The sequence below is a fragment of the Bacillus sp. AR2-1 genome, from assembly GCF_008368755.1.
Lineage (GTDB): Bacteria > Bacillota > Bacilli > Bacillales > Bacillaceae_G > Bacillus_A > Bacillus_A wiedmannii.
The window spans coordinates 63,206-76,096 of record NZ_QORY01000015.1; the positions used below are offsets into that span (position 1 = coordinate 63,206).

A 12,891-nucleotide genomic window follows, 5' to 3' on the forward strand; every position below is an offset into this window, starting at 1 on the left:
TTTCAACTGTCTCATCAAGTGCTTCTTTACTCTTTTTTCTCTGTGTTCGACGAGTCTTTATCGTTTGATGATTTGCCATATTTCTTTTCGTATTCATCTAATTGTTGTTCATATGTTTTTAACTTTTGATCACGTTCTTCTCCTGACAAGTCCGGATTATTTTTCAGCGATTCAATTTGTTTAACAAGGCCGTACATAATAAGCTGCGGATCATCAAGAGTTTTAGCTAAATCTAATGATTTATCAAAATCACCTTTTCCGTTATACATCCAATACAACAAATACTTTTCATCACTTTTCAAACTAATATTTTTCATAATTGATTTCTTTTGATCTTCGCCTAGTTTTTCAGCTGTAATGTATGCAAATGCTAACTCATATTTAGATGCAATCGGTAATGATTCAAATTCCTCTTCATTTAATTGCGTAATTACTTTGTCATAATCAGTTGCTATGAAACCCGCATTTGCTTCTAATAATTTATTTTGATAAGGAAATTTTATAAAAGTGAAATATATTAAAGGAGCAGCTAAAATAACTGTCGCCGCTATGAAGGAAAAAGCTAAGTATTTAAATGATTTATAGCTCTTTTTAGGTACTAACTGCATATTTTTTTCTGTTTTTGTTTGTTCCTTCTCAAAGCTGTCATCAAGAAACTGCAGTAATGCATCTAAACTTTCCATTTGAGCAACTGTCTGTTCAAATGTTGTTTCTTTTGCATCTTTTAGTAACCCAGCATATAAATCATCAAAATTGTGCTTTTCGGAGAATAAAGCAATAATTAGACACTTGTATTGCGTTAAAAATTGCTCTTCTAACAACGGGGTTGGTGGAACAATATCTCGAATTCCTCTATGTATAATATTTGGCATTAAATTCGCATTAAAAACTATATTGTCTGGATGTAAAAAGAACGTGATTCGTTTATTTAAATATTTACGAAATTGCGCAACATTTCGAAGCAGTCTCAATTTCTCATTTCTTCCAAAACGGCCAAGGTCGTCCCACTTATATAATTTTTTGTCGACTTGAAATAGAAACGTAAACATATCATCCATTTCTTCTATCGTTAATGGTACAAAGTCAGATGATGCGCCCGTAATTATATCGAATTGACGGAAGTCTTTTATACGTGTTTGAGATTTTGTCATCTCCAATTTCCAGTTTTCTTTTTCTATTTGAAATTGATAGTTCATTGCATCAATTTGAATTGTTTTTTCCGTCATGTTTATCCTCTTCTCCTTTTCTTTATAACCAGTAATAACTTATTTTCAAAAAACTACAAGTAAGAAATATTCTTTATAAAACTTGTAAAATATCTCCGTCTGTTATTTGGTGATCAATTAAACGATCATTATCTGTTAAAACAATTGACTTATTTTTCACTTTCATTACAAAATGTGAACCTTCATGATTATCAATCTTTAACGTATCTAATAAGTTTTTCAATAAATATTTAATAGATTGATGATTCGGAATACGCAAATCATATGTATTTCCATTCCATTTACTAAAATCTACCGTTACATTAATATGCGTTTGTATTGCCATTACTTTACCTCCAACTTTTCCGAAGAACCGTATAAATACCGATGCAAATAAGTAAAACACTGCCGCCTAACAATATGATTATTGTTGTACTGATTGGCTTTTCATTTATTGTTTGATTACTTGCTACTTCATCAGCGCTTTTTCTTACAACGTATTCACTGCTAAACAAACTATTTTTCGTATCTTTAACACGAGTATTTTCTTTTTGTTTTATAAAAAGAGAATCTCTTAAGGATTCCATCTCTTTTTGTTCTTTCTTTTTCTTTTTTTGAATTTCTTCTTCTATATCTTTATTAAATAACTCAATTGATGCTTTATCTAATTCTGTTTCCTTATGTTCCTTTTTATTTTTTTCTTGGTCTTTATCTTCAAAGCGGTCTACTTTAAACTGAATCTTTCCATCATCACCAAGATAACTGTCCGCCGCGCTCCTAATCGGTAGCGCGACAAACAGTAAAAGGAAACAAATAAATGATAACTTAACCACTATGCTCCATTGTTTGATCATTTACTTCTTTTTCCTCCCATTTCTTGTGCCATACAAATAGATTACTAACTAATCCTATAATGGCAATTACAAACAATACGATAAAAATAACTTTTCCTGTATCTTTACCGCTAATAAAATCATTTAGAAAACCTTCTATATATTGAAGCGGTGAAAATTGACGCAATTTACCTACAGAAGACATTTGGTCTACTTTACTTCCAACTGCTTCAGTTAAAAATAGATACATACTTAAAAATACTAATAAGATAAACATCCCTACCATTTTTATTTGTCGTAGTAAGTATGTTGAAACTAATACGAACGCCATCATAATGATTGTGATAAATGCAATCCATAGTAAACTTTGATCCTGACCGAATTTTAAAAGACGGCCTGAAATGATTCCTATACTGATTCCTTCCACAATCGATATTCCAAATGCTACTACTGTAGTTGGTACATTCATATCAATTAAAGAGAATCTCTCTTCAAAATGATCTGATTGCGTTCGTTTCTTTTCTTGATTCGCAATTGCATATGCTGTAAATAACGCAACAATGAAACAAGTTAATACGATTAAGTATGGTGTAAAAGCATTACCAGCTACAATTACCCCATCATTTTGTTTCTGAACTGGACTAGATAAAAACTCATATAGCATCTCATTTTGACGATCTCCAATACGACTATTCGCCAAAATCTTCGTAAAGTTTTTCGAGAATGCTTTATCATCTTCCATTTTCTTCGTAAAATCATTTAATAAAGAATCTGCTTTCGAAACAATTGTCGTTCCGCTGTCTTGAATTTCTTTTGCTTGTCCATTAATTTGGTCAAATGTTTTATACACATCATCTGAAGTCGCTAAACTATGCTTTGAACTTTCTACTAATGATTGAGTTTGCATCGTTAAAGATTTAATACCAGAGTCTAACGATAATACAGCTGTTTGTTCACCTGCATTATTAGTCGTTAATACTTGTTGCTCTTCAACTAACTTTAAGCTACTTTCACGCCATTTCGCTAAACCTTTTACATACTCCCCTAAATTTTGATTCATACTAGTCGCTTGCTGCATCGTTTCATTTAACTTCTCTGCTAATAGCATTGAATTTTGATCTGCACTAGTAATGAGCTGTTGGTAAGAGTCTATTTTTTGTTTTAAACCTGTCATATCTTGCTTTACTTCACTCGTAATACTAGCTGAAACAAGATTTGAAATTAAATCAATTACACTTTGCTTATTTAACATATAGTACAATGAATGATCAGTAGCAATCGCATCTAAACTTCCCTCTTCAAGCTTAGGCCCCACATCATTCGTTCTTAAATCAATCCCATAATACACTTGATAAAGACTCATTAAACCTTGATAACTTTGAACGGTCTCCACTGCTTCTTTAATTAATACATTAGATGTATTATTTGTTAACTTCTCAGTTTTTTGATGTACAATATAATTATTTGTACGTTCAATAACTGTTGAGCCACCACCTTGATTTTGGTTTCCACCGTTTCCGTTATCTGTCCCTGTTCCGCCTCCTGGGTTTCCTCTGTCCCCGTTCCGCCTCCTGGGTTTCCTCCGTTATCTGTTCCCGTTTCGCCTCCTGGGTTTCCTCCGTTATCTGTTCCCGTTCCGCCTCCTGGTCCTGGGTTTCCTCCGTTATCTGTCCCCGTTCCGCCTCCTGGGTTTCCTCCGTTATCTGTCCCCGTTCCGCCTCCTGGGTTTCCTCCGTTATCTGTTCCCGTTCCGCCTCCTGGGTTTCCTCCGTTATCTGTCCCCGTTCCAGCTTCTGGGTTTCCTCCGGTGTTATTATTACTCTGTTCTGTTTTTTGAATAATAGGGTTTTTAGCAGTGTGTACTAGCGGCATTATTCCATACTGCGTTTTATTAACGACATTTTCTACCTTGTTATTTTCTGTTTTTGTTTCTTCATTTTCTTTATTTGGTTTTTCTTTTTTAGGTTCTTCTTTTCCAGTACTAGTTTCTTTTTCGTAATTACCATTCAATTTCCATTCCCACGTTACAGGAGAGAAAACATCTATATTGATACTTGGATCTATTAGCTTCACATGAAGACTAATTTTCAAATCTCCCTCATTACGTGCTGATATTGCAACTGCTCCGTTTTGTAGAAATTCACTTGTACGGTCCACACCATCAATTAATAGTGAATCTGTACTTCCATATAACTCAAAGCCACTAGGAATACTTATATTCATAGTTTGTGAAGAATCCATTCGAATTACTTTCGCTGTATCACTGAATATAATCCCATCTTTAGACAAACTTGCTTTTACTTCTTTAATTGAATTCCCTAAAGATATTTTATTTACTGGTTCATAATTAAAATTATTTTCTTTATTATATTTATTCGTAAATTGGATTACGTTTTTCAGTTGTACTTTCGTTACATCAGGCAAATCACTTTGAACGATTTCTTCCATGTTCATACTAGGCAACTTTGTAATTAAATTTTCAATTTGTTGCTTGATACGAATATCTGGTTGTTTCATTAACGAATTTATAACTACTTCGTGTTGTCCATCATTTGATATAGACTTTTGTAATCGTTTAAGGATTGTCGCTTGCATGTCACTTTCTAATTTCTCTGCAAGTTCTGTATCATATTCTGACACTTGTTTTTTTACATCCGTTAAATATTTTTGTATTGTTGAAGCATCAGCTAAAATATTAGGATCTTTCTCTGAAAGTGTAAATTGATTTGCGATAATTTTATTCGCAGCTTCTAATGCGCTTAACTGCTTTAAAACATCGCCTGAATTCATATCACTCATATACTGATTAAATTGATTTGTAAAATTATTCGCTAACAGATTATTATCAGTTTGTATTTTTTGAAAGTTATTAAATCCTTCTAAATACGTATTATTAGATTTATTCCCTTCATCTAATGCTTGTCCAAACCCTTTTAAAACATCTTGGAATCCTTTAAAACTATTAACAGAAATACCAGTGTAATCTTGTACCGTTTTAAATTGGTTTGTATAATTTGCCAACGGGCTATGTACATCTTTTTTATACATAGTCGTTTGATTGGTCCCTTTTTCAATTATTTTACCTATATTATCTTGTGCACCTTGCAACTTACCGATAACACTTGCAAAATAAACGTCGATGATTTGCTTATTAAAATCTTCTAAAATAGCAGAAGCTGTATTTTCTGCCTCAGCTTTCAAATCTTTATTCCCAGTTGCATTTACTTTGTAATTTAAAGTTAATTTCTCTGGAAGTTCTGAATCAATTGCAACAGCCTTTCTAGAAAAATCGTTAGGTATTACAATCATCATATTGTAATTATTATTTTTCAGACCACTTTCTGCTACACCACGACTTACTACGTACCATTCTTGTTTCGTATTTTTATTTACATTTTTAACAAATTGATCTCCAAACGCTATTTTATTACCTTCAAATACAGTACCTTGATCTTCATTTACCAATGCAACTGTCATTTTTTGCGTAGTATTCTCATTTGCTTTCTTAACATTTTGATTTAACGCTAAATAGGAGACCCCTGTTGATAACACAAGAGCTAAAATAATAAACAACAAGATGCTCCACTTGAACTTTTTCACTACCTATCACTCCTGCGACTGCGAGTCTTTTAAGTTAAAGACTTCGTATCTTACTCTAATTTTAAAGTAATTTAGCCATACAACGTATGGTTGCATGGCTAAATTATATAGTTCTTTTTATCTGTCTTATTGTAGGCCGAAATTACGAGAAAGATCTTCGTCATGTCTTGCAACAGCTTCTGCAGTTTTATTAAGCTGCATATTAATTTCTTGTAATAGCTGTGCGAAGTTTTGTACTTTTGGCTTTAATTGATTGAACTGTTGATCAAAACCTTCGAAAGCACGACCTTCCCATTCTCCTCTTAATTCATTTTGTAAGTTTTGTAGTTGACGTAAAATGTCCTCAATTTGATTTGCACCTTGTCCATATCGAGTCGCTTTCGATTTAAGCTCCTCTGGTGACATGCGAATTTGTCCTGCCATGAATAAATCCCCCTTAAAATTTAAAAATAGTAAAATTAACCAAAAATCAATTCTACAAATTGATTATATCAATAATTTAAAAATTTCTAAACAAAAAAATGATATTTTTCCAAAATTTCTCTTTTACTATAATAACACTATATTATACAATACTAATTTAGTGTTTTTTAGCATACTCTATAAATCTACTATAAATTTAAAGAAAACTTTTTATTATATATATATCTTTAAGGACTTTTCCATTTTAAATTCCAGCAATAAAGTGCTGACTAAATCATTATTTTGTCCTATCTCATTGATGTAAGTTGATTCTATTTGTAATGCCGGATACACCATTTGCAAATACGCAACATATTCTCTTTCTCTTTTTATTTTTCTCACTTCAAAGTCATAATTACCTGTCTTTCAACAAAACCAAACTCTTCGTACATCTCTTTCGCAAAATTCCCGGCAAATACATTTAAGCGAATTTCTGAATATGTCTCCTTCAATTCCTTAATACCAGCTTCCATCAGTTCTTTCGACAGTCCTTTCCCGCGATATTCTGGAAAAACGTATAACTCATATATAAATCCAAGTTTTTCATGAGAAAAATAGTCTGTATTTTCCCCTATTAATACCCATCCCATTACTTTCTTTTCTTCCTTAATAACTAAATAATATGCTCCCTTTTCCACTATTGGCTTTGTAATTTCAATCGCTTTCTCTATACTTAATCGACAATTCCCTCTTGTCCCTTCAAAAAGTGATTGAGCTGCATACTGTAAGATTTCATTCGTTTCTTCTCGATTCGCCTTTTCTATCATTTTTCACAACTCCACTCATTAATAGGCATTACTATCGCTTGTTCAAGTTCCTCCGACTCAATCACAATTGCCAGCAATCCCTTTTCCGTAATCGTTTCATGAAATTCGCCCTTCTCCCAAAACACAGCCTGTCCCGCTTCCACCTTCACATTTTCTTTATCTGCTCCGCATACATATCCTTCTCCATCCACAATAAGAAGCAGCTGTGATACAACTGCTTCATGATATCCAATTATTCCATTCTCTCGTAAATGCATAGCACCAATATGTACATTTCCTTTATGGTTTAATATTTTTGACATTATGAAATTAGATTGAAATGCTGAGATTTTCTTTCCCACTTTTTCACTAAAATCAAAAATTTTCATTACTAATCCTCCCTATACGTATAAAACCATCCTTACTGTCTGCATCATATGTCCTTCAAAATCTTCTTCAAATTCCTCTAATTGTGCAAAACCTTTCGCTTCATAAAAACGTTTTCCTTTTTCATTCGCTGCTTCTACATGAATGTATAGTTTCCGAATTCCTTTTAATTCCGTTAACCCTTTTTGTAATAAAGCACTTCCTACCCCTTTCCCTTGCTGATCTGGTAACAAATAAATCGCTCCTAATTCTGCTTCGTTTTGCAATCTAACAGGTGAAAAATTCGCAAAGCCAATTACTCCTCCCTCTTCTTCCGCAACGAATAAATGTGTATTTTCAAGACGATATTTCATTTTTTCATCAGAATAGGCCTCGTCTAAAAATCTGTCTTGAATCTCTCTCGGAATAATGCTTTCGTATGTATCATGCCAAGCTATTTTCGCTACGGATTGTACAGCGTGAATATCTTCTTGCTTCATTTCTCTAATTACATATGTCATCTCGTTGTCTCCATTCTCTTTAACTTATATTCTGCTAATATACTAGAAGAAATGGCAGAACCATTTTCATAATTCACTTTAATTAATTTTAATTTCTCAATTGAAGCTGTTGCATAATCAAATTTTTCATATATATATTCCATTACACTTAAAAACTGATTTGCATGTAACTTATTTGCAATCGTGCAATGCGGAACCCATTTTCCTGGTACATAATATGAATTTAAATTATCATGAAAAGTTTTAAAATTATCATGATAAGAATGATGAAGTTTTAACAATTCATCTGTAATGGTCGGTGCTAAAAAGATCGTTCCATTAGTAGGAAAAACTCCAACAGAAGGAAAATTTATTGCAGCCATATTTTCTTGAACAGCTACAAACTCCTCTAATTTCTTAGTATATAAGTTAACATCTACCTCATTGTAATCAGCTAATGTAATATGAGGTTCTACTCCGGCTAATTGATTTGTGCCAATGATATTTGTTATTTCATTTTGTAATTCTATAATTTTATTAGTAAACACACGATCAAATGTAGCAATAATAGCGTACATACTTCCTCACCCCTTCGTTACATATAACGCTTCCCATTCTTCACGAATCATTCCCATTCGAATAGAATCATAGTACGTCCCGTTATAATAACGGCATTTGCGCATCCTACCCTCTAAGCTCATTCCTATTTTCTCCGCTACTTTCATCATTCGTTCATTGCCAGACCAAGTCGTGATTCCTACTCTGCCAATCTCCATCTTTTCAAATAGTAAATCTCGATATAACGTTAACGCCTCTGTACCATAACCACCATTCCAGTAATTTGGATTATAAATAACAAGCCCTATCTCTAACCAACGCGTCGGTTTATATTCCCAATAAAACCCGATTGTCCCTATAATTTGACCGTTATTTTCTATAATTAAATTGGATTGAGGTTCCTCTTTTAAACGAGTTTTCATCTTCTCTTTATAAGACGAGTATTCTTGCATTGAAAACGGAAAATACGGTGCATCCCATTTTTTCCATTCTGGATTTTCTTCTTTAAATACGAGATCCCATAATGTTTTTATATCTGATTCTTCAATTGCACGAATTGTAACTTTATCCCCTTTTACTCTTACGTTTTGCATAATTTCCTCCTACACTCCTCTTTATTTCATATATAATTATAATATTTTTTCAGAAAAATCAAAACAAATATCGTTTATTATATTGTATAATTTTGTTATAAGATACCAATTATTCATGTGGAAAGCTGGTGATTCAATGAATAATCGATTTAGTATTACTTTATTTCTCACTATTATTACAACAAATATTATTCTCTATTTCTTCTTACCATTACGTATTGTTACGAAATGGTACTTCAATGGAACGCCTACATCAACAATGGATAAAAGCACTTTTGTTATCGTAAATATAATTATATGTACCTTCTTATTCTTTTTATTTTTAGCTTTATCTAAAGCAGCGAGTAACCAGAAATTTCTCCTTTGGATTGGCAACACAATTTTACTATTTTTATTTTTTGTCGATATTGTCATTGCTCTCATCGCTCTTGGCTTCACTCTTCCTCTTGATCATTTAATATTTTTAGCATTAGGGCTTTTATTTATATTAATAGGCTATTTCAGTTCCAAAATCGATACGAGTAAATCAACGGTTTCATTGGAATGGAATGATAAACATCTTGAAAAAAGAGCTTCAAATATTTGTAGTATTTCAATGATAATAGCTGGTATTTTCCTAGCCGGGCTTCCATTTATCGTTCCTGTTCCGTATAGAGGTTATGCTATAATCGCAATTATTTTAGGAATGACGCTTGCCATTTTACCGAGTACGATTTACTTACTTATGAAAGACAGCAAGCAATCTACTCATTTAAAAAGGTAATAAAAAAACAGGAGGTTCTATACCTCCTATTTCAGCTAAACGTTTTCTTTTTCATTTTTTCTATCTCAACTAAAATCCCTTTCTCTATCCAGCCTTCTATTCCATCTCTTTTCACTAAATCATATCCTGAACAGCTGCCATCAATGAGAGAAACAATGTCCCCTTTTCTTACACTTATTTGTGCACAAGAAATATCGGTTTTCACTGTGTATTCACCTGAATCAAGTTGCCTAATATATTCATTTTTCACAGAGAGTAATTTATTCGTTTCTCTTTGCTTACATACCGTATAATCTTTCATCTTCTCTATAGGATCTATGTAATAATACGGATATGTCACCCCGCCCTGCATTGATGTGTTCGCATTAAAATCCGCTATCACTTCAAACTCTGGAAAATAGTCTACATATGTATAAGAAAACGTATCACCTGCTCTTGTCCTTTGAATGATAAATGCGTTTAATTGTCCTGCTTCTTTAATTGCATTTCCACCGTCAATTGCAATAATCTTTTTCTCCTCATCAATAACTGGATTGTTAGACGGTGCCTTGTCTGAATAGTTTACAACAGGCCAATGACCGACAACTACATACTTATTTGCTCTATGTAATTTATCGAAAAACTCTGGCATTGCTATCGCATTTTTTCGTTCTGTCTCTTTCCAATCTTCTCTATCTTCAAGGCCAGCATGTACAAAGATATAATCTTCTGTTTCAAGCGCTGTTGGCAATTCTGTCAGCCACTTTATTTCTTTTGAAAAATGGCTCATTAATACTTCCCTTACTTTTTGAATAGGCGTACCTTCATGAATAGAGAAATGCACACACTCTAACCATTCATTAAAAATCGAATGCTTTCTCGTACATAAATAATTGATAAGACCAGGATTTTCATTTAAAAGCGCATCAACTAAAACTTCACAATTCCCTTCAACAACGTGAACATTTGAATTGTTCTTTACAAGATTCATAACGTAGTTTACGACGCCGATGCTGTCTCTTCCTTTCTCACAAAGATCACCATTAATAATTAAATAATCTTCATCTTTAAAGTTAACTTTCTGTAGTAATTCTTTTAAAAGAAGTAATTCTCCATGAATATCAGATATTACGATTACTCTAACATCATTAGGGATTGATAGTTTCTTTATTTTTTCCAAGTGTAAGCGCTCCAATCATTCTCTGTATTATTTACAAAAAAACAATTCAACAACATAAATTATAAACCTTTCTAAATGAAATAGGTTCTATATATTATGTCATATAGAACCTATCCTTCTTTATAATTCTTTATAAAAAGAAAAACTTACCTTATCATAACCTTCTCTTTCATAAAAGCGGTGAGCGTCTAATCTAGGAAACGCTGATGTAAGAACGATGGACTCACATTCGTTTTCTTTTCCCCAGTTCTCTATATAGGAGAGTAATACATTCCCATACCCTTTTGAACGATGTGCTTCTGCTGTTACAAGGTCATATACGAAAACATGTTTCTCATTATAAAAATTCGTACAAATCGCTACACCGGCTAGACTAACTGCTTCATCCTCTTCATTACGTAGCGAAAATAGTTTATAATTCTCTTCTTTCATTTTTTGAAACAAAGAACTTGCTTCTTCTCTTGAAAGTTTCGTTCGTAACTGCTGTAATACGGGAAATACATCATGTAAATCCGCTTCTGTTACTACTTCTCTAATATTCATTTTGATTCTCCCCTTACTATTTATAAAATTTTCTAAATGTTATATCATCATTATAGAAAGCCACTGCCCTTAGCTTAAGTGACAGTTTTATCCTTTTTTATAAGGCCAGTATGAAAAGGAGCGTCTACGAATGGATCTGACTATCCCATTATTATTACAAAGTAAAACACCCCTTTACTTACAAATTTATGAATATATGAAACGAGAAATCTCTCATGGATCACTATGTGCCGGTACACGCCTTCCTTCTCACAGAAATTTAGCAGTACAACTTAATGTGAGCCGTATTACAGTGGAATCCGCTTATCAACAATTACTAGCTGAAGGGTATGTAGAAAGCAAACCGAAACGTGGGATTTTTGTTGCAGAAGTTGATATGGATGTCATTCAAAAGAAACAGCAAATTGCGTCAAACAGTGCTAACAATAAAGAAAACGAACAATATGATTATGATTGTAGTCAAGGACTTATTGATCAAAAAGCTTTTCCGATAACAAACTGGAAAAGAGCAATACACGAAACTTTATTTCAGTATGAAAATGAATTATTTGCTAAAGAAGATCCGCAAGGTGAGCTCATTCTACGAGAACATATTTCAAAGTATTTATATCATGCTCGCGGAGTACATTCTTCGCCTGATCAAATTATAATTGGAGCAGGTACGCAGCCTCTTCTTTGGCTACTAATTCAACTACTTGGTTCAAAAAAAGAATACGGAATCGAGAATCCTGGGTTTCACCGTATACCTGCTATGATTCAAAGTTCTGGTCTTACCGTTCACCCCATCCCTTTAGATGATAAAGGAATTCATATTTCCGCTTTACGTGAATCGGGTTGCAATGTAGCGTATGTCACTCCATCTCACCAATTTCCACTTGGAATCATTATGCCATTATCTAGAAGACTCGAGTTATTAAAATGGGCGAATGATTGTAAGGACTATATTATTGAAGATGATTACGACGGGGAATTCCGTTATATAGGAAAACCTATTCCTTCTTTACAAGGACTAGATGCAAATGAACGTGTTATTTATATGGGAACTTTCTCGAAATCTTTTTTACCTTCTTTACGAATGGGATATATTGTTTTACCACCTCATCTGTTAAGAGCCTATGAAGAGCTTGGTGGTATGTTTAAACAAACTGTTTCTACGCTGCAGCAACTTACCTTTGCCACCTTTATTCAAAATGGTGATTGGGAACGTCATATTAACCGAAGTCGGATGTTATATAAAAGAAAACATATTTCTTTAATTAAATCTATTACAAACGAGATGGGAAATAACGTCCATATACTCGGTGAACAATCCGGACTTCATATTGTACTTCACGTTCATAACGGGATGAATGAACAAGAACTTATTCATGCAGCCGCAAAAGAACGTATTAAGTTATACCCTCTCTCCACATACGATTCTGTTCATAATGTAATGGATGAGTCGTATGTATTGCTCGGTTTTGGCAGTATTCCAGAGGATCGTATCGAAACTGTAGTTCAATTACTGAAAAAGGCCTGGTTCCCTAAATAAGAATAGCTCCACGTAAGTTATACTTACGTGGA

At 33.1% G+C, this 12,891-nt stretch carries 13 protein-coding genes and 1 pseudogene; 2 read left to right on the forward strand and 12 right to left on the reverse strand.

Translation table 11 applies throughout. From position 1 onward, the window contains the following. Nucleotides 1-26 precede the first annotated feature (26 nt). From essB to DT250_RS17065, 10 genes and pseudogenes are all read right to left on the reverse strand, one after another. Nucleotides 27-1,226 (reverse strand): type VII secretion protein EssB, encoded by a 1,200-nt coding sequence (essB, locus tag DT250_RS17020; protein WP_149213388.1) that lies wholly within the window; start codon nt 1,224-1,226, stop codon nt 27-29. Nucleotides 1,227-1,299: 73 nt separating this feature from the next. Beyond that, nucleotides 1,300-1,551: an EsaB/YukD family protein gene (locus tag DT250_RS17025; protein WP_001007572.1), complete on the reverse strand. Its 252-nt coding sequence runs from the start codon at nt 1,549-1,551 to the stop codon at nt 1,300-1,302. A gap of 4 nt (nt 1,552-1,555) precedes the next feature. Then, on the reverse strand, nt 1,556-2,059 hold the full coding sequence (gene essA, locus DT250_RS17030; protein ID WP_149213389.1) for a type VII secretion protein EssA: 504 nt from the start codon (nt 2,057-2,059) through the stop codon (nt 1,556-1,558). Next, nucleotides 2,031-5,638 (reverse strand): annotated as a pseudogene (gene esaA / locus DT250_RS17035) (type VII secretion protein EsaA). The gene essA and the pseudogene esaA overlap by 29 nt, the downstream one beginning before the upstream one ends. Before the next feature lie 126 nt (nt 5,639-5,764). Then, entirely contained in the window at nt 5,765-6,061 is a 297-nt protein-coding gene (locus DT250_RS17040; protein WP_000918601.1) for a WXG100 family type VII secretion target, read from the reverse strand. Between the two features lie 377 nt (nt 6,062-6,438). Then, on the reverse strand, nt 6,439-6,867 hold the full coding sequence (locus tag DT250_RS17045) for a GNAT family N-acetyltransferase (RefSeq protein ID WP_097907110.1): 429 nt from the start codon (nt 6,865-6,867) through the stop codon (nt 6,439-6,441). Then, entirely contained in the window at nt 6,864-7,235 is a 372-nt protein-coding gene (locus DT250_RS17050) for a cupin (RefSeq protein WP_097889439.1), read from the reverse strand. The genes DT250_RS17045 and DT250_RS17050 overlap by 4 nt, the downstream gene beginning before the upstream one ends. A gap of 12 nt (nt 7,236-7,247) precedes the next feature. Then, the gene (locus DT250_RS17055) at nt 7,248-7,733 is read right to left on the reverse strand and encodes a GNAT family N-acetyltransferase (protein ID WP_149213390.1); all 486 of its coding nucleotides are present in this window, start codon (nt 7,731-7,733) and stop codon (nt 7,248-7,250) included. Next, nucleotides 7,730-8,290, reverse strand: coding sequence for a 2'-5' RNA ligase family protein (locus tag DT250_RS17060; RefSeq protein ID WP_088063135.1), 561 nt, complete (start codon nt 8,288-8,290; stop codon nt 7,730-7,732). The genes DT250_RS17055 and DT250_RS17060 overlap by 4 nt, the downstream gene beginning before the upstream one ends. Nucleotides 8,291-8,296: 6 nt before the next feature. After that, the gene (locus tag DT250_RS17065; protein WP_149213391.1) at nt 8,297-8,863 is read right to left on the reverse strand and encodes a GNAT family N-acetyltransferase; all 567 of its coding nucleotides are present in this window, start codon (nt 8,861-8,863) and stop codon (nt 8,297-8,299) included. A 136-nt stretch (nt 8,864-8,999) separates the two neighbouring features. Here DT250_RS17065 and DT250_RS17070 point away from each other — a divergent pair, with 136 nt between their 5' ends. Continuing rightward, nucleotides 9,000-9,626, forward strand: a complete 627-nt coding sequence (locus tag DT250_RS17070; RefSeq protein WP_149213471.1) for a DUF1648 domain-containing protein — start codon at nt 9,000-9,002, stop codon at nt 9,624-9,626. Nucleotides 9,627-9,657: 31 nt separating this feature from the next. On the opposite strand, the gene DT250_RS17075 is transcribed toward DT250_RS17070, so the two are convergent. Together DT250_RS17075 and DT250_RS17080 are read right to left on the reverse strand one after the other, a co-directional pair. Next, on the reverse strand, nt 9,658-10,785 hold the full coding sequence (locus tag DT250_RS17075; RefSeq protein ID WP_149213392.1) for a metallophosphoesterase: 1,128 nt from the start codon (nt 10,783-10,785) through the stop codon (nt 9,658-9,660). A 120-nt stretch (nt 10,786-10,905) separates the two neighbouring features. Next, nucleotides 10,906-11,328: a GNAT family N-acetyltransferase gene (locus DT250_RS17080; protein ID WP_087982720.1), complete on the reverse strand. Its 423-nt coding sequence runs from the start codon at nt 11,326-11,328 to the stop codon at nt 10,906-10,908. Between the two features lie 130 nt (nt 11,329-11,458). Between DT250_RS17080 and pdxR the strand changes: the two genes are divergently transcribed. Beyond that, on the forward strand, nt 11,459-12,859 hold the full coding sequence (gene pdxR, locus DT250_RS17085) for a MocR-like pyridoxine biosynthesis transcription factor PdxR (RefSeq protein WP_149213393.1): 1,401 nt from the start codon (nt 11,459-11,461) through the stop codon (nt 12,857-12,859). Nucleotides 12,860-12,891: the final 32 nt, after the last annotated feature.

Excerpts from the sequence above, each read along its gene's own strand:
- pdxR (WP_149213393.1), top strand. The coding sequence starts at position 11,459 with ATGGATCTGACTATCCCATTATTATTACAAAGTAAAACACCCCTTTAC.
- DT250_RS17025 (WP_001007572.1), bottom strand. The coding sequence starts at position 1,551 with ATGGCAATACAAACGCATATTAATGTAACGGTAGATTTTAGTAAATGG.
- essB (WP_149213388.1), bottom strand. The coding sequence starts at position 1,226 with ATGACGGAAAAAACAATTCAAATTGATGCAATGAACTATCAATTTCAA.
- essA (WP_149213389.1), bottom strand. The coding sequence starts at position 2,059 with ATGATCAAACAATGGAGCATAGTGGTTAAGTTATCATTTATTTGTTTC.
- DT250_RS17080 (WP_087982720.1), bottom strand. The coding sequence starts at position 11,328 with ATGAATATTAGAGAAGTAGTAACAGAAGCGGATTTACATGATGTATTT.
- DT250_RS17040 (WP_000918601.1), bottom strand. The coding sequence starts at position 6,061 with ATGGCAGGACAAATTCGCATGTCACCAGAGGAGCTTAAATCGAAAGCG.
- DT250_RS17055 (WP_149213390.1), bottom strand. The coding sequence starts at position 7,733 with ATGACATATGTAATTAGAGAAATGAAGCAAGAAGATATTCACGCTGTA.
- DT250_RS17060 (WP_088063135.1), bottom strand. The coding sequence starts at position 8,290 with ATGTACGCTATTATTGCTACATTTGATCGTGTGTTTACTAATAAAATT.
- DT250_RS17065 (WP_149213391.1), bottom strand. The coding sequence starts at position 8,863 with ATGCAAAACGTAAGAGTAAAAGGGGATAAAGTTACAATTCGTGCAATT.
- DT250_RS17050 (WP_097889439.1), bottom strand. The coding sequence starts at position 7,235 with ATGAAAATTTTTGATTTTAGTGAAAAAGTGGGAAAGAAAATCTCAGCA.
- DT250_RS17045 (WP_097907110.1), bottom strand. The coding sequence starts at position 6,867 with ATGATAGAAAAGGCGAATCGAGAAGAAACGAATGAAATCTTACAGTAT.
- DT250_RS17070 (WP_149213471.1), top strand. The coding sequence starts at position 9,000 with ATGAATAATCGATTTAGTATTACTTTATTTCTCACTATTATTACAACA.